This is a genomic window from Cypionkella sp. (assembly GCF_036782355.1).
Taxonomy (GTDB): Bacteria; Pseudomonadota; Alphaproteobacteria; order Rhodobacterales; family Rhodobacteraceae; genus Cypionkella.
Genome location: NZ_DAIPZF010000027.1, coordinates 1 through 18,597 on the forward strand (window position 1 = coordinate 1; position 18,597 = coordinate 18,597).

Annotated in this window: 17 protein-coding genes and 1 pseudogene; 6 read left to right on the forward strand and 12 right to left on the reverse strand. The window is 62.0% G+C overall.

Translation table 11 applies throughout. The annotated features are described in order from the left end of the window. From V7Q10_RS11165 to V7Q10_RS11185, 5 genes and pseudogenes are all read right to left on the reverse strand, one after another. Positions 1-863, reverse strand: a pseudogene (locus V7Q10_RS11165) (ABC transporter permease); the annotation flags it as partial. Further along, positions 860-2,044 (reverse strand): ABC transporter substrate-binding protein, encoded by a 1,185-nt coding sequence (locus V7Q10_RS11170; protein WP_333869179.1) that lies wholly within the window; start codon positions 2,042-2,044, stop codon positions 860-862. The gene V7Q10_RS11170 and the pseudogene V7Q10_RS11165, both read right to left, overlap by 4 nt. Next, complete coding sequence (locus tag V7Q10_RS11175) at positions 2,044-2,673, reverse strand: CDP-alcohol phosphatidyltransferase family protein (RefSeq protein WP_333869180.1); 630 nt, start codon at positions 2,671-2,673, stop codon at positions 2,044-2,046. Before V7Q10_RS11175 ends, V7Q10_RS11170 begins: the two co-directional genes overlap by 1 nt. Before the next feature lie 211 nt (positions 2,674-2,884). Beyond that, the gene (gene cydB / locus V7Q10_RS11180) at positions 2,885-3,889 is read right to left on the reverse strand and encodes a cytochrome d ubiquinol oxidase subunit II (protein ID WP_333869181.1); all 1,005 of its coding nucleotides are present in this window, start codon (positions 3,887-3,889) and stop codon (positions 2,885-2,887) included. Next, a complete protein-coding gene (locus tag V7Q10_RS11185; protein WP_333869182.1) occupies positions 3,886-5,295 on the reverse strand; it encodes a cytochrome ubiquinol oxidase subunit I in 1,410 nt (469 codons plus the stop codon). Before V7Q10_RS11185 ends, cydB begins: the two co-directional genes overlap by 4 nt. Positions 5,296-5,500: 205 nt before the next feature. Here V7Q10_RS11185 and V7Q10_RS11190 point away from each other — a divergent pair, with 205 nt between their 5' ends. Further along, a complete protein-coding gene (locus tag V7Q10_RS11190) occupies positions 5,501-6,997 on the forward strand; it encodes a DegQ family serine endoprotease (RefSeq protein WP_333869183.1) in 1,497 nt (498 codons plus the stop codon). A gap of 87 nt (positions 6,998-7,084) precedes the next feature. Here V7Q10_RS11190 and V7Q10_RS11195 read toward each other — a convergent pair whose 3' ends face one another. After that, positions 7,085-8,068, reverse strand: a complete 984-nt coding sequence (locus tag V7Q10_RS11195) for a lysylphosphatidylglycerol synthase domain-containing protein (RefSeq protein ID WP_333869184.1) — start codon at positions 8,066-8,068, stop codon at positions 7,085-7,087. Between the two features lie 295 nt (positions 8,069-8,363). Between V7Q10_RS11195 and V7Q10_RS11200 the strand changes: the two genes are divergently transcribed. Together V7Q10_RS11200 and V7Q10_RS11205 are read left to right on the forward strand one after the other, a co-directional pair. After that, positions 8,364-9,041, forward strand: a complete 678-nt coding sequence (locus V7Q10_RS11200) for a response regulator transcription factor (protein WP_333869185.1) — start codon at positions 8,364-8,366, stop codon at positions 9,039-9,041. After that, positions 9,028-10,395, forward strand: a complete 1,368-nt coding sequence (locus tag V7Q10_RS11205) for a sensor histidine kinase (RefSeq protein ID WP_333869186.1) — start codon at positions 9,028-9,030, stop codon at positions 10,393-10,395. The genes V7Q10_RS11200 and V7Q10_RS11205 overlap by 14 nt, the downstream gene beginning before the upstream one ends. Here V7Q10_RS11205 and V7Q10_RS11210 read toward each other — a convergent pair. From V7Q10_RS11210 to metG, 5 genes are all read right to left on the reverse strand, one after another. Beyond that, positions 10,392-10,847, reverse strand: coding sequence for an arsenate-mycothiol transferase ArsC (locus tag V7Q10_RS11210; protein ID WP_333869187.1), 456 nt, complete (start codon positions 10,845-10,847; stop codon positions 10,392-10,394). The genes V7Q10_RS11205 and V7Q10_RS11210 overlap by 4 nt on opposite strands. Beyond that, the gene (locus V7Q10_RS11215) at positions 10,847-11,326 is read right to left on the reverse strand and encodes a UPF0262 family protein (RefSeq protein WP_333869188.1); all 480 of its coding nucleotides are present in this window, start codon (positions 11,324-11,326) and stop codon (positions 10,847-10,849) included. Before V7Q10_RS11215 ends, V7Q10_RS11210 begins: the two co-directional genes overlap by 1 nt. Before the next feature lie 97 nt (positions 11,327-11,423). After that, positions 11,424-12,731, reverse strand: coding sequence for a histidinol dehydrogenase (gene hisD / locus V7Q10_RS11220; protein WP_333869189.1), 1,308 nt, complete (start codon positions 12,729-12,731; stop codon positions 11,424-11,426). Between the two features lie 71 nt (positions 12,732-12,802). Beyond that, on the reverse strand, positions 12,803-13,810 hold the full coding sequence (locus tag V7Q10_RS11225; RefSeq protein ID WP_333869190.1) for a GlxA family transcriptional regulator: 1,008 nt from the start codon (positions 13,808-13,810) through the stop codon (positions 12,803-12,805). Between the two features lie 63 nt (positions 13,811-13,873). After that, the gene (gene metG, locus V7Q10_RS11230; RefSeq protein WP_333869191.1) at positions 13,874-15,592 is read right to left on the reverse strand and encodes a methionine--tRNA ligase; all 1,719 of its coding nucleotides are present in this window, start codon (positions 15,590-15,592) and stop codon (positions 13,874-13,876) included. A 165-nt stretch (positions 15,593-15,757) separates the two neighbouring features. Between metG and V7Q10_RS11235 the strand changes: the two genes are divergently transcribed. From V7Q10_RS11235 to V7Q10_RS11245, 3 genes are read left to right on the forward strand one after another with little or no spacing between them, the layout of a single operon-like run. Continuing rightward, the gene (locus V7Q10_RS11235) at positions 15,758-16,798 is read left to right on the forward strand and encodes an aldo/keto reductase (RefSeq protein ID WP_333869192.1); all 1,041 of its coding nucleotides are present in this window, start codon (positions 15,758-15,760) and stop codon (positions 16,796-16,798) included. Further along, positions 16,795-17,208 carry a hypothetical protein gene (locus tag V7Q10_RS11240; RefSeq protein ID WP_333869193.1) on the forward strand — a complete coding sequence of 138 codons (414 nt, stop codon included), beginning with the start codon at positions 16,795-16,797 and terminating at the stop codon, positions 17,206-17,208. Before V7Q10_RS11235 ends, V7Q10_RS11240 begins: the two co-directional genes overlap by 4 nt. Beyond that, a complete protein-coding gene (locus V7Q10_RS11245) occupies positions 17,196-17,693 on the forward strand; it encodes a lipocalin family protein (protein ID WP_333869194.1) in 498 nt (165 codons plus the stop codon). The genes V7Q10_RS11240 and V7Q10_RS11245 overlap by 13 nt, the downstream gene beginning before the upstream one ends. On the opposite strand, the gene V7Q10_RS11250 is transcribed toward V7Q10_RS11245, so the two are convergent. Further along, entirely contained in the window at positions 17,687-18,547 is an 861-nt protein-coding gene (locus V7Q10_RS11250) for a helix-turn-helix domain-containing protein (protein ID WP_333869195.1), read from the reverse strand. The genes V7Q10_RS11245 and V7Q10_RS11250 overlap by 7 nt on opposite strands. Between the last annotated feature and the right edge of the window lie 50 nt (positions 18,548-18,597).

An 18,597-nucleotide genomic window follows, 5' to 3' on the forward strand; every position in this document is an offset into this window, starting at 1 on the left:
ATCAGCCCCGCCCGCGCCAGCCCGCGCTCGGCCAGCCCCCAGCCCAGCAAGACCAGCGCCACCAGTGCCGCACTTAGCACCGCCCCGGCCGAGGCCGGATAGACCATCGCCAGATCCGGGTCGCCAAACCAGCGCGTCACCGCCACCGCCAGCGTCGGCGGGTTCGAAGGGCCAAGGATCATCGCCATATCGACGCAAGACAGCGCATAGGCCTGCACCACCAAGACCGGCAGGCGGATCAGCGGCCAAAGCTGCGGCAAGATCAGCCGCAGCCAAACCGCAGCAGCACTATAGCCCAAAGACCGCCCCAGCGCCAAGCTTGTGGCAATCGGCAGTTGCCGCGCCGCCGCCAGCATCACCAGCAGCAAAAACGGCAGCTCTTTCACCACCAGCCCCAGCAACAGCGCCAGCCCCGCCGCATCCTGCACCGTGGCCACAAGTGGGGGGTCCTGCCAGTCAAGCGCTGCCGCCAGCAGCCGCGCAATCCAACCCGCAGGCGCAATCAAAAACCCAAAGCCAATCGCCACCGCCGCATGCGGCACCGCCAGCACGGGCGCTAGCGCCCGCGCGCCCCAGCCCGCGCGCCCGCTGGTTTGCAAAGCGACACAAAGCCCCAGCGCCAAGATCAACGCCAGCAGAGTCGATCCGATGCCGGTGATCAGGCTTAACCGCAGGCTGGTTGCCATGCCGGGCAGGGCAAAGAGCTGGCTCCAGGGCGCAAGCGACAGCCCGCCGCCCAAACCCTCATGCAGGCCAAAGGCGGTGCGCAGGGTCTGGCCCGCGCCCGCCACAATCGGCAAGACCACGGCCAAAACCACCACGATCAGCACCGAGCGGCGCAGCGCTTGGCCCTCTGGCCTCATTTGGTGTAACGCTTTGCCCAGTCTTCGGTCAGCCGGCTCATCCAGCTTGCGTGCGGCTCCAGTAGGGTCGGGCCCAGATCGGCCAAAGCGGGCAGGGCGGGCGCGCTGGGCAGGGCTGCAAAGGCCGCAAGCCCTGCCGCATCCAGCTTGGCGCTGTCCAGCACCGAAAAGCTTCCCAGCACCGAGATATCTTGCATATGCGCTTGGGTTGCAGGCTCTAGCAGAAAGTTCGCCACCACCTCGGCCCCTGCGGCATGGGCTGCGTTAAAAGGAATGGCGACAAAGCTGATATTGCCAATCGAGCCCGCCTTTGGCACCCAGACCCGCGCGGTTTCGGGCAAAGTGCCATCGGCAATCGCCGCCGCAGTGCTGGCCGGATCAAAAGACATCGCGATGTCGATCTCGCCGTCGTTCAGCATCTGGGCTTGCACCGATTCGTTTTCGGGAAAGGTTTCGCCTTGCCGCCACAGGTTCGGGCGCAGCGCGTCATACCAAGCCCAAAGCGGCGCGGTTTGCGCGGCAAAGGCGGCCTCGGTCACCGGCTGTTGCAGCGCTGCGGGATCAGGGGCAAGCTCGATCAGCGCTTGCTTTAAAAACGTCGCCCCCATGAAGTTCGACACCGCAGGATGCGTCAAGCGGCCCTTGTGGGCGGCGGCCCAAGCGACAAAACCCGCCATATCTTCGGGCATATCCTGCACCCGTTTGCTGTCATAGCTGAAGACAAACTTTGCCAAACGCCAAGGCGATTCCATGCCCTCGACCGGCACGGTGAAATCGACTGAAGCAGGCGCATTTGGCCCCAGATTCAGATATTTAGCGTTCGGCAGATCGGCGACAAAGGGGCCATGCAGCAGGCCCTGTTGCTTCATCGCCAGAAAATTCGGCCCGTTGATCCAGATCATATCGACCGAGCCGCCACTGCTTTGCCCCGCCGCCTGTTCGGCCAACACGCGCGAGACCGCCTCGGCGGTGTCGGTCAGCTTGACCTGCTCGATCTTGACGCCGTAGCGCGCCTCGGTCTGGGTGCTGGCCCAAGCGATAAAGGCATTGGTGCGCGCATCGCCGCCCCAGGCGTTCCAATAAACCGTCTGCCCGCGCGCGGCCTCTAGGGTTTGCGGCCAATCGGCAAGCGCGGGGGTGGCAAGGCTCAGGCAAAGGGCGGTTAACGAGGCAAAACGCATCAAATATCCTTTTCAGTTGTCATCGTGGTAAAGGCCTGCCAGCCCATGCGCCAGCGCACCAAGGTGGTCAGCGCGCAGGCCAGCGCAAACAGCAGCGCCAGCAGCGGAAACCCTGCGGGGAACAGGCACATCAGTGCAAAAATCGCAATGGTTTCAGCGCCTTCGGTCAGCCCGCCCAGATAGGCGATGCCCTTGTTGGGATAGGCCTTTGTGGTTTCGCCGCGCTTGGCGGCAATGGCTGCAAAGGCCAGAAATGACGATCCGGTGCCGACAAAGCTTGCGATCAACAGCGCTGCATAAAGCGCGTTTTGCGCGGGATCGGCCAGCGCAAAGCCCAAGGGCAGCAGCGCGTAGAACAGAAAATCAAGGCAGATGTCCAGAAAAGCGCCGCGATCGGTCGGCCCAACCTGCCGCGCCACGGCGCCGTCCAAGCCATCGGCCAGACGGTTCAGCGCCAAGATCACCAGCGCGGTGTGATACTGGCCCAGCCAAAGCGCGGGCAGGATCAACAGCCCAAGGCAAAATCCTGCAATGCTGATCTCATCCGCGCCAATCCCGCGCGCCACCATCAGCCGCGCCGGACCTGCCAAAAGCCTGCGTTGCAGCGGCAAAAGTTTTGCGTCAATCATTCACGGCGGCCCCAGATCCCCAGCTTTGCGGTTTTACGCCAATAGCAGAGGAGAGCGCCGCGCGCCAATCACGAACTGTTTGGCACGACCTGTTAGGCACGCCGCCCTGCGGGCAGCTAAGGGATCAAGACCATGCGGATCAGCATCGCGATGGTGCCAATCACCACGATGCCCGCCAGATAAATCCCCACAAACCACAGCCAGCGCCGCATCAGTGATAGCCATCTTCAGGCCGAACCTTGCCGCGAAACACCCAATAGGAATAGGCGGTATAGGCCAGAATCATCGGGATCAGCACCAAGGCCCCCACCAGCAGAAAGGCCAGCGAAGACTCTGGCGCTGCGGCTTCGGCAATGGTCAGGCTTGGCGGCACGATATGGGGGTAAAAGCTGATACCAAGCCCGATATAAGACAGCGCAAACAGCCCCAAGGTGGCAACAAAAGGCCGCCCGTCATGGCCATCGCGCAAACCGCGCCATAGCACCCAAGCCACCGCCAGCACCAAAAGCGGCACGGTCAGCGAAAACACGATGGTCGGATAGCCAAACCAGCGCGCCATATACTCGGGCCGCACAAAGACAGTGGCAAGGCTGACCGCGCCGATCAGCGTCACAAAGCCCAAGGCCAGCGGCTTGGCGATGGCTTGGGCGCGGGCTTGCAACGCGCCTTCGGTCTTCATGTTCAGCCATGTCGCACCCAGCAGCGCATAGCCCGCCACCAGCGCCACCGCCGTCAGCACCGAAAACGGCGTCAGCCAATCCCATGTGCCACCGCCAAAGCTGCGGCCCTGCACGGTGATGCCCTGCACCAATCCCCCCAGCGCCAAGCCCTGCGCTATAGCTGCAAGGATAGACCCCAGCGCAAAACCCCATTCCCAAAACCCCTGCATCCGCTTGGTGCGATGCACGAATTCAAAGGCGACGCCGCGAAAGATCAACCCCAGCAGCATGACGATAATCAGCGGATAAAGCGCTGGCATCACAATGGCATAGGCCAGCGGAAACACCGCAAACAGCCCGCCACCGCCCAAAACCAGCCAAGTCTCATTGCCATCCCACACCGGGGCAATCGTGTTCATCGCCAGATGCTTTTCGCCGCGATCCTTCAAGAAAGGCGACAAGATCCCGATGCCCAGATCAAAGCCATCCAGACAGACATAGGCCAGCACCGCAAAGGCAATCAGCGCCGCCCAGATTGAGGCAAGATCAAAGATCATTTCGCGTCTCCCTTAGGGGGCATGCCTGCAAGCTGGGTGATGCCTGCGCTGCGGGTTGGGCCGATCTTTTCCAGTGAAATCTGATCCTTGGGCCGTTTTGACATCAATCGCAGAACGTAAAAAGTGCCCGACCCAAAGACAAAGAAATAGACCAGAATAAAGGCCACAAGCGAGGTGCCAACGCTTTGCGCACTTAGCGTCGAGGCGCTGTCCGCGGTGCGCAGCAGCCCGTAGACGGTAAAGGGCTGGCGGCCAACTTCGGTGGTGATCCAACCGCAAAGCACCGCCAAAAACCCCGATGGTCCCATCACAAAGGCGGCGCGGTGCAGCCATTTTGCCTGATAAAGCCGCCCCTTCCAGCGCGCAACTGCCGACCAAAGCCCAATCGCCAGCATGGCAAAGCCAGCCGCCACCATGATGCGGAAGGTCCAGAAGATCAGCGCCGATTTCGGGCGATCCTCGGGTGGGAAGGCATCAAGCCCCTGCATCGGCGTATCAAGATCATGCGTCAGGATCAGACTGCCCAGCAAGGGAATCTCGAGCGCGTAATGCACGGTCTCGTTCTTGTCATCGGGGATGCCAAACAGGATCAGCGGCACGCGGCCTTCGGGATAGCTTTCAAAATGCCCCTCCATCGCGGCGATTTTCGCGGGCTGATGTTCCAGCGTATTCAAGCCATGCGCATCGCCTGCCACGATCTGAAGCGGGGTGACAATCAGCGCCATCCACATCGCCATGGAAAACATCACCCGTGCTGACGCACTTTCAGGGCTGCGCATCAAATGCCATGCCCCCACGGCGCCAACCACAAAAGCCGTGGTCAGATAAGCCGCCAGCACCATATGCACCAAGCGGTAGGGGAAAGACGGGTTAAAGATAATCGCCAGCCAATCGTCGGGGATAAACTGGCCCACCTCGTTGATCGCATAGCCCGCAGGGGTCTGCATCCAACTGTTCACGCTCAGGATCCAAAACGCTGAAAACAGCGTGCCCGCCGCCACAATCGTGGTCGCCGCCATATGCAGACGCGGCCCAACCCGTTCGCGGCCAAACAGCATGATGCCCAAAAAGCCCGCCTCTAGGAAAAACGCCGACAGCACTTCATAGCCCATCAAAGGCCCAATCACCGGGCCGGCTTTGTCGGAAAACACCGCCCAATTGGTGCCAAACTGATAAGACATCACAATGCCCGACACCACACCCATGCCAAAGACCACCGCAAAGATGGTCTTCCAGTAGTTGAAAAGCCGCAGATAGACCGGATCGCCACGCCACAGCCACAACCCGTTTAGCACCATCAAAAAGCTGGCCAGCCCGATGCTGAAGGCTGGAAAAATGATATGGGCCGAAATTGTGAAGGCAAATTGTGCTCGGGCCAGATCAAGGGCAGAAAAGCCGAAATCCATAGCAGTCTCCTGTCGCGCAAAGCGCGCGCTGTATCTGCGAGATAGGCTATCGGGGGTGTCACCGCGATTTGGTAAAGTGTCGCAGATCTATCACGAAGCCGCGAGGTTACAAAACGGTAAGTTTTCCGCAAACCGCGCGACAGCGCTGGGCGCGAGGGTATTTACACCGACCCGCCGCTGCGGGCCCTTGTTTCAGGAGCACTCCATGTCCAAGCCTTTGTCCTTTCGCCTGCATGCCTCGTTGCGGGCTGCCTTGATGGCCAGCACGCTGGCTGCAACTTTGGCCTTGCCCTCTGCTGTGACCGCGCTGCACGCCGAAGTGCCGCTGTCGGGCTATGCCGATTTGGTGCAAAAAGTAACGCCTTCGGTGGTCTATATCGAAGTGACCGCCAAATCTGATGCCGCCGAGATGGCCAGCGCCCAGAACACCGCCGATCCGTTTCAAGAGTTTATGAAGCGCTTTGGCATGCCCGATCAGAACTTTGGCCAAAGCCCCGATCAAAACCAAGTGCCAGACCAGCAGCCCAATGGCGGGGTGATGCATGGCTTGGGCTCGGGCTTTATCATCTCGGCTGATGGCGAGGTGATCACCAACAACCATGTGGTCAAAGGTGCAACCGCGATCAAAGTCACGCTGCAAGATGGCAAGAGCTATACCGCCCATGTCATCGGCACCGATCCGATGACCGATGTCGCGCTGATCAAACTGGAAGGGGCTGCAAATCTGCCCGCAGCCAAGCTTGGCAATGCCGATCCCTTGCGGGTGGGCGATGCGGTGGTGGCGATCGGCAACCCCTTTGGCTTGGGCAGCACGGTGACCTCGGGCATCGTCTCGGCGCTGGGGCGCGATATTCATGCAGGCCCCTATGACAACTTTATCCAGACCGATGCCGCGATCAACAAAGGCAACTCGGGCGGGCCCTTGTTTAACACCGCAGGCGATGTGGTGGGGATGAACACGGCGATCTACAGCCCCAGCGGCGGGTCGGTTGGTATTGGCTTTTCGGTGCCCGCCCAGACCATCGCCGATGTGGTGGCGCAGCTGCGCGATCACGGTCAGGTCAATCGCGGCTGGCTGGGGGTGATGATCCAGACCGTCACGCCTGATCTTGCGCAAGCGCTTGGGCTGGCGTCGCAAGGCGGCGCGATTGTGGCCTCGGTGCAGCCCGATGGGCCTGCCGCCAAGGCCGATCTGCAAAGCGGCGATGTGATCATCGCTGTTGACGGCACCGCGGTCGATAAGACCCACGCGCTGCCGGTTCTGGTGGCGGGGATTGCCAGCGGCAAGACTGCCCAGCTGTCGATCCTGCGCGATGGCAAGCCGCAAAGCGTCGCCGTGACCATCGGCACGCTTTCGGCTGACAAGCTGCAACTGGCCAGCGCCTCGGCAACCGATGGCACCGGCAATGCGATTGCGCCCTTGGGGCTGAGCGTGCAGCCGCTGACGCCAGATGTCGCACAAAGCCTTGGCCTGCCCGGCGATGTCACGGGGCTGGTGGTGGATAAGGTCGCGGCCAGTTCCGACAATGCCGACCGGCTGCAATCGGGCGATGTGATTGTCGAGGCGGCAGGGCAGCCGGTCGACAGCGCTGCGGCCTTGCGCCGTGCCATCGCGGGCGCGCCGCAGAAATCGGCAGTGCTGTTGCGGGTGCTGCGGGACGGAAAACCGCTGTTCATCGGGGCCGTTATCGCCACGATGTAACGCTTTGGGCCGCTGTGGCAGAGCAGCGGCCTGATATGGGGCGGTTCAGGGCAGGGGGGGCATCACGCCTTGCCTGCCCTTTGCATTTCAGCCCTTAGGTGCTGGGCGAAAATGCTGCACCAGCCAAACCACGGCCAGCCCCAGCCCTGCCACCACAAAGGGCAGCACGGTATAGACCAGCCGAAACAGCACCAAGCCCGCCAGCACATCCGACCGACCGACCGCGCCCAAGCCAAGGATGATCGTCGCCTCGAACACCCCCACACCTGCCGGGGTGTGGCTGATGATGCCCAAGGTCAGGGCTGCGATAAACACCACAAACAGCACCGCATAGCTTGTCGTCACCGTGGCAGGCATCAAGATATAAAGCGTGGCCGAGGCAAAGATCAGATCCGCCACCGCCACCGCCATAAGCGCCAAGGCAAGCTGCAAACTGGGCAGGTTATAGGTCTTGCCCGCCAGCCGAAACCCGCGCGCGCCGCGACCGATCCACAGCAAAAACCCGCCCAAAACCAGCAAAATCGCCAGACCCAAGGCCAGCTCTGCCCCGCCCGACAGCGGCAAAACCGCCGCAAGCCCTGCCGGATGCAGCACCATCAAAGCGCCCAATATCAGCAGCGAGGCCATCCAAAACGCCGACCAAGACACCGCCAGAACCGCCAAAACCTGCGCAAAATCCAAGCCGCGTCGCCCGTAAATGCGGTAGCGCACCGCCGTGCCCGTCAGCCAAGACGCCCCCAGCAGATTGGAAATCGCATAGCCGCTTGCCCCCGTCAGCAAAGACACCCAGCTTGGCACGCGTTTGGGCGCCATGCTGTTGACCGACAACACATCATAAGCCCCCAGCGAGGCAAAGCTTAAGGTTGCCGCCAAAATCGCCCAAGCCAGCACAGAGCCCGGCACCGCTTGCAAATCTGCCTTGACCTCGGACCAGGTCACATGCCCGGCCATCACATAAAGCGCATAGATCCCAACCGCCGCCACCGCCAGCGATCCCAGCAGCCGCAGCCCGCGATGCGCCTGCATCCGCGCCAGCCAAGCCTGCCAGGGCTTTGGTTCATCGTTTTCCATTGTGTTCCTTAAGCAGATCAAGCTTGATCTGCTGCAATACCCTCAGCCTTTGCCAAAGTCCTTGGCCCACCCGCGCGCAGCGGCCCATGCTCTGAAGGGTCGGGTTCTTCACATATACTCCGGTCTTCTTGGGCCCCACCGGCCGCCGCACGATCACCTGCTTGTGCAAGCCTACTGCCGCGCAAGCTTTGCCCGAAGTTTACTTCGGCGTAAAGCAGGGCTGCAAAGCTGGATTTGCACGGGCTTTTGCGTCAAAATCAAAAAACGGCCAAGACCTGGCCAAATAGGACCAAAGATGAAAATCCTGCTGGCAGAAGACGATCCCAAGGTCGCAAGCTTTATCACCAATGGCCTGAGTGAAAACGGCCATTCGGTGGATCATGTCACCGATGGCCGCGAGGCGCTGACCTATTGTCTTTATAACAGCTGTGATCTGGCGATTTTGGACCGGATGATGCCGGGGATGGATGGGCTTTCGGTGGTGCGTGCGCTTAGGGCCGCGCGCAATCAAACTCCTGTGTTGTTTTTAACTGCGCTGGCCGATGTCAGCGACAGGGTCGAAGGGCTGGCTGCGGGGGCGGATGACTATCTTGTCAAACCGTTTCACTTTTCCGAACTGCTGGCGCGGGTGGTGGCCTTGTCGCGGCGCCACAAAGACAGCACTGAAACTCCTGTGCTGACGGTTCACGATCTAAGCCTCGATCTTTTGGCCCGCACCGCGCGCAGGCAGGGGCAAGTGATTGAACTGCAATCAAAAGAATTCGCGCTGCTTGAAGTTTTGATGCGCAATGCAGGCCGCGTGGTCACCCGCACGATGCTGCTGGAACAGGTATGGAATTTCAACTTTGAACCCAATACCACCGTGGTTGAAACCCATGTCAGCCGCCTGCGCGCCAAGATCGACAAGCCCTTTGATCTGCCGCTGATCCACACGGTGCGCTCGACGGGGTATTCGATGCATGGACCACGCTAGCGTTACCTCGGGGGCGGCGTTCAAGACCGCAGTGCGCGCCACGGCGATTTTGCTGCTGATTTTGACGCTGGCCTCGGTTGGCGCCTATTTCTATCTGCAACGCGAGATGTTGGCAGCCCTTGAAACCCAGATCGGCGGCGACCGTTTGGCCTTGGCGCAGATCTACCGCGAGGGCGGACCGCAGGCTTTGGTCGAGGTGATCAACGATCTGCGCCAACCTTTGGGCGAAAAACAGCGGGTGATCGGGCTGTTTGACAGCCAAGGCAACAATCTTGCCGGCAATATCAGCATTCCGCCCAATCTGGCGGGCTGGTCCACCAATCACATGACGGTCAGGGTCTTTACCTCGGCCGCAGATATCTCCGAGACCTCGAATTTCTACATCCACAAAGACCGGATTGGCAGCCTGACCTTGGTGGTGGGGCGCAGTTTGGAAGCGGTCGAAACCCAAGAGGCCCGCATGATCGCGGCCTTTGTCGGCTTGGGCGGCGTGATGTCGGCGGCCTTTTTGCTGCTGGGCTTTGCCGCCAGCCTGCAAACCCTGCGCAAGCTTGACAGCATGGCCACCACGCTGGACCGCGTCAGCCAAGGCGAGGTCGGCGCGCGGCTGCCGATCTCTGCCGCGCAAGACCAGATCGACCGCGTCAGCCAAGCGATCAACCTGCATCTAGACCGGCTTTCGGTGCTGATGCAGACCACCCGCGCCAGTGCTGCCGCCATCGCCCATGATCTGCGCACGCCCTTGTCGCGGGCGTTTTTGCTGATCGACAGTGCGCAAGCCTCGCTGGACGCGGGCGGCGATGCGCGTGATTTGATCGACGGCATCGAGGCCGAGTTGCGCCGGCTGAACAGCATCTTTGACGCCATCATGCGGATCTCGCGGCTGGAAACCGCGCAGGCGGATCTACGGCTGACGGCGGTGGCGGTGGCGCCTTTGCTGGCGGATCTGGCGGAAACCTTTGCGCCTTTGGCCGAGGAGCGCGGCCAGAGCCTGACCTTGCTGGCCACACCGCAGGCCCTCAGCGTGCAGGGCGATGCAGCGATGTTGGCGCAGTTGCTGGCAAATCTGATCCAAAACGCCATCAACCATTGCCCCGCAGGCACCGCGATTGTCTTGGGTGCTGCGCCGCGCGCCAAGGGCGTCGCACTTTGGGTCGCAGATAGCGGCCCCGGCATTCCGGCCGCCGAACGGGACAAGGTGTTCGAGCTGTTCTACCGGCTGGACCCCAACCGCACCGGCGGCGGCAATGGGCTAGGCATGGCGCTGGTCAAGGCCATCGCCACCCGCCTTGGCGCGCAGATTGTGTTGTCAGACGAAAACCCCGGTTTGCGCGTCGAGGTGATCTTTGCCTAAGGCAGGCTTGGCGGACCAAAGCGGGCGATCACCCGCTCTTTGATCTGATCGCGGGCTTGGCGGTAGGCCGAAAGCTTGGCCTCGCGGGTCTCGCCCAAGGCGGTGGGGTCGATGATCGGCCAATATTCCACCGCAAGATGATAGGTCTTGGTCAGATCCAGTGCGGCGTGCTGGCTGGCGGGCGACAGCGCGATGATCAGATCAAACTGGCCCAGATCTTCGCCATGCGTCTCCATTTCGGCAAAAGAGCGCGCGCGGTGGCGTGACAATTCCACGCCAATTTCTTCACAAACCGCGATAGAGAACCCGTCAATCTCCATATCATTCTTGCAGCCCGCGGATTGCACATAGGCGCGCTGGCCGTAGAACTTTTTCATCATCGCTTCGGCCATCGGCGAGCGCACGGCGTTGTGATCACAGCAAAACAGAACCGCTTGCGGAAAATCCATCATCAGCCCCAATGCATCACACAAATCAAGGTAAACAATCGCCGCGCCGTGTTGATATCCACCACGGCCTTGCCGTTCAGCCGGTCTTGCAGCACCGAGGCGCCCTCGTTGTGAATGCCGCGCCGCGCCATATCAATCGCCTCGATCTGGCTGGGGGGCAGGCGTTTGACCGCATCAAAATAGCTTTCGCAGATCTGAAAGTAATCCTTCACCACCTGCTTGAACGGCCCAAGCGACAGATGAAATTCGCCAACCTTATCGCCGGCTTCGGTGCTGAGTTCAAACACCAAACGGCCTTCGCGGATCGACAGGCCCAAGCGGTAGGGGCCTGCCGGCGCAGCACGATCCTCGCGCGCGGGCAGGGTGAAGGAATTCTCCTCCAAAAGATCAAAGATCGCGACTTTGCGCTCTTGCTCGATCTCGGGCGTGGGGCGCACCAGCCCCTTTTCGTCGATCTCAATGGCGCAGATTCGGTTGGTCATCGGGCGGGTCCTGAACAGTCATGCCGTGCCAGCCTGAGCGGTTCGGCGGCCAAATTCAACCGCCATTCCGCTTTGCCCGCGCAGGCGGTGCTTTTTCTCAATCGGCTGCGTTTAATTTATCCAGCCGCGCGCGCACCGAAAGCCCATGCGCTTGCAGGCTTTCCGAAATCGCCAGCCGCTCGGCCGCAGGGCCGATCTTGCGCAAAGCCTCGGGCGTCATCTTGGCAAGCGTGGTGCGTTTCAGAAAATCCAGCACATTCAGCCCCGAAGAGAACCGCGCCGACCGCGCCGTCGGCAACACATGGTTCGGCCCGCCAACATAATCGCCAATCGCCTCGGGCGTCCAAGCGCCAAGGAAAATCGCACCGGCATGGGTGATCGCCTGCGACAAAGCCTCGGGGTCGGCGGTGCAAAGCTCCAAATGCTCGGGGGCGATGCGGTTTGACAGGGCAGCGGCCTCATCCAGATCGCGCACCACGATCACCATGCCATTGTCGCGCCAAGACGCGCCCGCTACCGCGCGGCGCTCCAGCGTTTCCAGCCGCTTTTCCACCGCCGCCACCACGGCACGGGCAAAGCCTGCGTCCGGCGTGATCAAAATCGACTGCGCCGAGGCATCGTGTTCGGCTTGGCTTAACAGATCAAGCGCTATCCAATCGGGATCGTTATCGCCATCGGCAATCACCAAAATCTCGGAGGGGCCTGCGATCATATCAATACCAACACGGCCAAACACCCGCCGCTTGGCCGCTGCCACATAGGCATTGCCGGGGCCGGTGATCTTATCGACCGCAGCAATGGTTTTTGTGCCATAGGCCAAGGCCGCCACCGCCTGCGCGCCGCCAATGCGGTAAACCTCATCAACGCCAGCAATGCGGGCGGCCAACAAAACCAAAGGGTTGACCACGCCGTCCGGGGTGGGGCAGGTGATCGCAAGCCGCGCAACCCCGGCAACTTTGGCAGGGATCGCATTCATCAAAACCGAGGAAGGATAAGAGGCAATCCCCCCCGGCACATAAAGCCCCGCCGCCGAAACCGGCGTCCAGCGCCAGCCAAGGCTTGCGCCCGCCTCGTCTTGCCACATCGCATCTTCGGGCATCTGGCGCGCGTGATAGGCGCGAATGCGCTCTGCCGCCAGCATCAAGGCCGCGCGGTCTTCCTCGCCGACTTTGGCGCATTCGGCCTCGATTTCGGCAGGCGAAAACGCCAGCGTTTCGGGCGTCAGCGTCAGGCGGTCAAACTTGGCGGTCAGCTCGATCACCGCCGCATCGCCACGCGCGCGCACATCGGCGATGATGGCGCTGACGGCTTGGTCGACATCCTCGGCCTCTTCGCGCTTCATCCCCAGTTGGGCTGTAAAGCGGGCCTCGAAATCGGCGTCGGTGGTGGACAGAAAACTCGGCATCGGCGTCTCCTTTTCTTGGGGCCGTGCTTAGACCTTGGGGCGGGGCGGTGCAAGAGAGCGGGGCGCGGCAATCAGCCGCCGAAATGCGAAAACCGATAGGGCGAGGTGCCGTATTTCTTGCGAAAGGATTTCGAGAAATGCGAGGTCGAGGCATAGCCGCAGGCCAGCGCCACTTCGCTGACCTTCATATCGGTTTCGGCCAGCAAAGACCGGCCATGCGCCAAGCGCAGATCGTTCATATAGCGCACCGGCGTGGTGTTCAGATGGCTGGAAAACAGCCGCTCGATCTGGCGTCGCGACAGGCCCAAGTGGGCGGCGCAAGCGTCCAGATCAAAGTCTTCCTCGATCCGCGCTTCCAGATAAGCGGCGGCCTGCAACAGCTTGTTATGGCGGGTGCCCAAGCGCGCGGCCAGCGAGGTGATCTGATGATCCGCCTCGTCGCGCCGCCGCGTCAGCAGGCACATGTTCATCACCTCTTGCCCCAGCTTGGCGCCGCAGCGGTCGCTGATCAGCTTGAGCATCAGATCGGCCGCCGCAATGCCGCCGGCACAGCTGACCACACGGTCATCAATGCAAAACACCTGCCGCGCCGGGGTCAGCTCGGGGTGGTTTTCGACAAAGGCCGCGATATTGTCCCAATGCATGGTAAAGCGGTGCCCCTTCAGGATGCCCGCCTGCGCCAGCGCATAGGCTCCGGTGCAAAGCCCGCCCACCACGCGCCCCCGCCGCCACAGCGCGCGCAACCAATCGCCCAATGCGACCGAGGCCTTGCCTTCGGGTTCGACGCCAGAACAGACCAGAACCAGACCTTCGGGCTTGGATTTGGCCCAAGCCCCCTCTGCCATCACCGGCACGCCGTTTGAACAGGCCACCGGCCCGCCATCGTCCGATAGCACCTGCCAGCGAAACAGCACCTTTTGCGTCAGCTGATTGGCCATCCGCAGCGGTTCAATCGCCGAGGAAAACGCCAGCATCGTAAACTTTGGCAGCAGAACAAAGGTGACGTCCAGCGGCTCGATCGGGCCCGCAAGTTTGACATGCGCCGACCCTTTGGCAACAAACCTGCTCTGCTCGTCCATCACGCCGCCGCCCCCCCCCTGTTCCCGCCGAGTGTCTGCCCCGCTTGCGCCCAAAGTCTGGCGTCAGTCGCGGGTTCCGGCAAAGCGGCTTTGCCAATCGGCGCGCTCTTCATCGGTGATCTTGCGGAACAGGTTTTCAGGCACGCTAAAGCCCTGACCCGCAGGCAGCGCCCGCATCGCAGCCGAGATATCATCCGGCCAAGTCCAATCGTCCGACCCCATCGCCGCCATCATCGCCGCCGCCGCATCCGGGATGAAAGGCCGCGACAGGATCGCGTAAACCCGGATCAGGTTCAGCGCCAAACGGATCATCGCTTGCGCCTGCTCGGGGTCGGTCTTGACCACGGTCCAAGGCGCCGAGGATTGCAGATATTCGTTGCCAATCACCCAGATCGCGCGCAGCTCGGCGGCAGCTTTGCGCACCTCCATCGCCTCCATCAGGCCGGCATAGGTGGTAATGCGCGCGCCCAGATCAGCGATAAGGGCGGCCTCTTGCGGGCCAAAAGCCCCGCCCGCTGGCACCTCGGCACCGAATTTCGAGACGCAGAATTTGGTGACGCGACTGACCAGATTGCCCAAGACATCCGCCAGATCCTTGTTCACCGAAACTTGGAAATTCTCCCAAGTGAATTCGCTGTCCGCCGATTCCGGCGCATGGCTCAACAGCCACCAACGCCAGTAATCCGACGGCAGGATCGACAGCGCCTGATCCATGAACACGCCGCGGCCTTGGCTGGTGGAAAACTGGCCGCCGTCATAATTCAGATAGTTAAAGGACTTCAGATAATCGACCAGCTTCCACGGCTGACCCGACCCGATGATGGTGGCGGGGAAAGACAGCGTGTGGAAGGGCACGTTATCCTTGCCCATGAATTGGTAATAGGTGACATCTTCGGCCCCCATATCGGTGCGCCACCAGCGCTGCCAAGCGGCGTCGTCCAGCCCATGCGCATCGGCCCATTCGGCAGTGCCCGCGATATATTCAATCGGCGCATCGAACCAAACGTAAAACACCTTGCCTTCCATCCCCGGCCAAGGCTGATCGCCCTTTTGCACTGGAATGCCCCAATGCAAATCGCGGGTGATGCCGCGATCTTGCAGGCCTTCGCCGTCATTCAGCCATTTCTTGGCGATCGAGGTGGTCAGGATCGGCCAGTCTTTTTTGCTGTCAATCCAAGCCTCTAGCTTGTCACGCAGGCTGCGCTGGCGCAGATACAGATGCTTGGTCTCGCGCACCTCCAGATTGGTCGAACCCGAGATCGACGAGCGCGGGTTGATCAGATCGGTCGGATCCAGCTGCTTGGTGCATTCCTCGCATTGATCGCCGCGCGCCGAGGTATTGCCGCAGTTGGGGCAGGTGCCGGTGATATAGCGGTCGGGCAAAAACCGGTTGTCATCAATCGAGAACACCTGCTTTTCGACCACTTCCTCGATCAGCCCTGCGGCATCAAGTGCGGCTGCAAAGCCTTGGGTCAGCTTGTGATTGCGCTGGCTGGACGAGCGGCCAAAATGGTCAAACGACAGCCGAAAGCCGCGCGCAATCTCGGCCTGAACCTCGTGCATCTCGGCGCAATAGGCCTCGACGGGCTTGCCGGCTTTGGCAGCGGCCAGCTCGGCGGGGGTGCCGTGTTCGTCGGTGGCACAAATGAACATCACCTCGTGACCCCGCCCGCGCATGTAGCGCGCGAACAAATCTGCGGGCAATTGGCTGCCCACAAGATTGCCCAGATGCTTGATCCCGTTGATATAAGGGATAGCCGAGGTGATCAGAATTCGTGCCATGCGCGCAGCCTTTCGATGTCTTGGCCGCTCTTTACCCCAAGCGCGCGCCACTTGCCAGAGGATGTGCGCGCGCGCCCTTTGCCAAACCGCATTCGCAAAGCCGCCATTGCAGGGCTTTCCTTGGCCGCCCGCCCGTCCTAAGTTCCCCCAAAACAGGAGAGCACGATGCAGCAGATCGCTTTGGGAACCACCGGACTTCAGGTCTCGACCCTCTGCCTTGGCACCATGACTTGGGGCAGCCAGAACACCCAAGCCGAGGGCCACGCCCAGATGGATCGCGCGCTTGAGCGCGGCTGCAGCTTTTGGGACACCGCCGAGATGTATCCGGTCAATCCGGTGCGGCTGGAAACTTTGGGGCTGACCGAAACCATCATCGGCAATTGGCTGGCCGCGCGCGGCGGGCGCGAGCGCTTGGTGCTGGCCTCGAAGGTGCCGGGTGGCAAGGGCGTGGCGCGCGAGGGTGGGCCGATCACTGGGGCGGTGCTGCGCGCGGCGGTCGAGGCGTCGCTGGCGCGTCTGCAAACCGATTACATCGACCTTTATCAGCTGCATTGGCCCAACCGCGCAGTCTATCACTTTCGCCGCAACTGGGGCTATAACCCCTCGGGGCAAAACCGGGCCGAGATCGAGGCCAATATGATCGAGGTGCTGGAGGTGGCCGCCGCGCTGATCGCCGAGGGCAAGATCCGCCATATCGCGCTGTCGAATGAAACCGCATGGGGGGCGGCAAAGTGGCTGGCACTGGCCCAGACGCATGGCCTGCCGCGCATGGCCACGGTGCAGAACGAATATTCGCTGCTGTGCCGGCATTTTGACACCGATTGGGCCGAGCTTTCGGCGCTGGAAGAGATGCCGCTGCTGGCGTTCTCGCCGCTGGCCACGGGGCTGCTGACCGGCAAATATGCGGGCGATGTCACGCCCGAAGGCTCGCGCCGCGCGCTGAACGCCGATCTTTCGGGGCGGGTGACGCCGCAGGTTTTCCCCGCCGTGGCCGCCTATATGGGCATCGCCGCGCGCCACGGGTTAGATGCGGCACAAATGGCCATCGCCTTTTGCCGCACGCGGCCTTTCCCCTGCATTCCGATCATTGGCGCGACTTCGCTTGCGCAGCTTGATACAGCCCTTGGCGCGGCTGACCTGACGCTTTCGGCCGAGGTCTTGGCCGAGATTGACGCCGCCCACCGCGCGCATCCGATGCCGTTTTGACCGTGAAGCACGGGCTTTGCGCCTTGGTTTTGGCCTTTGTGCTGACCGGCTGCACGCTTGGCGCGGGGCTGGTTGCCAAAGCTCCCGTGGCCGAAAACCAGATCACCGGGGCCGCGATCACCACCACGACGCTTGCGCCGGTCGCAGCGCCCACGCCAGCTGAGGCACCGCTGCCGCCCGAGGCTTTGGCCTGTCAGAAATCCCGCGGCAGCTGGCTGCCTGCGGGCCGTGGCGGCGCAATGGTCTGCACCCATTTCACCGCCGACGCCGGAAAGTCCTGCCGCAAGGCCAGCGATTGCGAGGGATATTGCCTCGCGCGATCAAACACTTGCGCCCCAATCACCCCGATGCTGGGCTGCACAGAGATTTTGCAAGCCGATGGCGCAAAGGTAACCCTATGTATCGACTGATTGCCCTATTGTTGCTGTTGTCGGCCTGTGGCGGCGCCCCAGAGCCCGCAGCGCTTGCCCCTTATCGCACGCTCAACGCGCCGATCTATTCCAACGCGGTGTTGGATCTGCCCAAGCTTGCGGGCACTTGGACGCAGGTCGCAAGCTTTGGGGCTGCGGGGCGGTGCAAGCCCGGCGGGGCCGAGATCCGCCAGACCGCGCGCGGTTTGCAGGCGGCCTATCGTCTGTGCCAATCGGGACAAGAGCGGCGCGGCGCAGGCCCCTTGCAGCCCACAGGCCCGGGCCGCTTTGCCGCCGCAGGCCAAACCGCCGCCTGGTGGGTGCTTTGGGCCGATGCCGATTATCGCACGCTGGTGATCGGCACGCCGGACGGCAGCTTTGGCTTTATTCTGAACCGAGGCGGCTTTCCTGCCGACCGTCTGAAAGCCGCGCGCGAGATTTTGGCGTGGAACGGCTATGATCTGACCCGGCTGGTGGTCTACTGATCCATCTTGGCGCGCAGCGCGGTCAGATGGTCAATCACCCCGCGCACGCCAAAAGGCGCTGCGCGCACCAGCCAATCAAAGTGATGCACGATGGATTGCACCCGCTCGGGGTCGCGAAAGGCGATGTAATGCCGCCCCAGATACAGCGCTGCCAAATGCGGCCCAAAGATCGTCACGGGGCTGGAAAAAACGCTATGGGCATCAAATAGATAGATCCGCAGCGCGGGGTAAAGCGCATCCGTCAGCGCGATCAAGCGGTCCATCTGCGCCCGCCGCGCCTCGATCGGCAGACCGCTCCAATAGCCGCTGCCTTGGGCAAAGGCGGTGATCTCATGCAGCGGCATCGCGATCTCGTAATCTGACCGCGCCGAGCGCATCCAATCCAGCTGCGCCTCAAAGGCCGCCACCGCCTGATCGGCGCTGCGCCCCAGATGATCGGCATATTCCCAAGCCACCACCTCGGGCGTCTTCAGCATATCGGGTAGGGTCGCGGGCACATGGCGGATTTTATAGCCCGCAGCCTCGCGGTGCCACTGGATCATTTCTGCGTCAAACAGCGCGCGCGGCGCTTCGGTCAGCCGGACCGAGGCCGCAAGCAGTTCGGCCACGGGTTCGGGGTGGTCGGTCAAGCCCAGCAGCCAATCGCAAGACACCCCCAAGCTTGCGGCGCAATCGGCGGCAAGCTGGGCATTGGGCAGCCGCACCCCCGCCGCCAAAAGCGCCGAAACGGTCGAGCGATCCGCCCGCGTCGCCCGCGCAAGCGCGGCTTGGCTGATGCCGCGCTGCGCCATCGCCTGCGCAAGCCGGCTGCGGAACAGGGTGGCGCGGTCGCGTTTGTCGATTAAATCCGGCATGTGGTGACTTTCTAAGCCAAAATTGACTTTACCTTGCGTATCTTCCGAGT

Excerpts from the sequence above, each read along its gene's own strand:
- V7Q10_RS11170 (WP_333869179.1), bottom strand. The coding sequence starts at position 2,044 with ATGCGTTTTGCCTCGTTAACCGCCCTTTGCCTGAGCCTTGCCACCCCC.
- V7Q10_RS11175 (WP_333869180.1), bottom strand. The coding sequence starts at position 2,673 with ATGATTGACGCAAAACTTTTGCCGCTGCAACGCAGGCTTTTGGCAGGT.
- cydB (WP_333869181.1), bottom strand. The coding sequence starts at position 3,889 with ATGATCTTTGATCTTGCCTCAATCTGGGCGGCGCTGATTGCCTTTGCG.
- V7Q10_RS11185 (WP_333869182.1), bottom strand. The coding sequence starts at position 5,295 with ATGGATTTCGGCTTTTCTGCCCTTGATCTGGCCCGAGCACAATTTGCC.
- V7Q10_RS11190 (WP_333869183.1), top strand. The coding sequence starts at position 5,501 with ATGTCCAAGCCTTTGTCCTTTCGCCTGCATGCCTCGTTGCGGGCTGCC.
- V7Q10_RS11195 (WP_333869184.1), bottom strand. The coding sequence starts at position 8,068 with ATGGAAAACGATGAACCAAAGCCCTGGCAGGCTTGGCTGGCGCGGATG.
- V7Q10_RS11200 (WP_333869185.1), top strand. The coding sequence starts at position 8,364 with ATGAAAATCCTGCTGGCAGAAGACGATCCCAAGGTCGCAAGCTTTATC.
- V7Q10_RS11205 (WP_333869186.1), top strand. The coding sequence starts at position 9,028 with ATGGACCACGCTAGCGTTACCTCGGGGGCGGCGTTCAAGACCGCAGTG.
- V7Q10_RS11210 (WP_333869187.1), bottom strand. The coding sequence starts at position 10,847 with ATGATGGATTTTCCGCAAGCGGTTCTGTTTTGCTGTGATCACAACGCC.
- V7Q10_RS11215 (WP_333869188.1), bottom strand. The coding sequence starts at position 11,326 with ATGACCAACCGAATCTGCGCCATTGAGATCGACGAAAAGGGGCTGGTG.
- hisD (WP_333869189.1), bottom strand. The coding sequence starts at position 12,731 with ATGCCGAGTTTTCTGTCCACCACCGACGCCGATTTCGAGGCCCGCTTT.
- V7Q10_RS11225 (WP_333869190.1), bottom strand. The coding sequence starts at position 13,810 with ATGGACGAGCAGAGCAGGTTTGTTGCCAAAGGGTCGGCGCATGTCAAA.
- metG (WP_333869191.1), bottom strand. The coding sequence starts at position 15,592 with ATGGCACGAATTCTGATCACCTCGGCTATCCCTTATATCAACGGGATC.
- V7Q10_RS11235 (WP_333869192.1), top strand. The coding sequence starts at position 15,758 with ATGCAGCAGATCGCTTTGGGAACCACCGGACTTCAGGTCTCGACCCTC.
- V7Q10_RS11245 (WP_333869194.1), top strand. The coding sequence starts at position 17,196 with ATGTATCGACTGATTGCCCTATTGTTGCTGTTGTCGGCCTGTGGCGGC.
- V7Q10_RS11250 (WP_333869195.1), bottom strand. The coding sequence starts at position 18,547 with ATGCCGGATTTAATCGACAAACGCGACCGCGCCACCCTGTTCCGCAGC.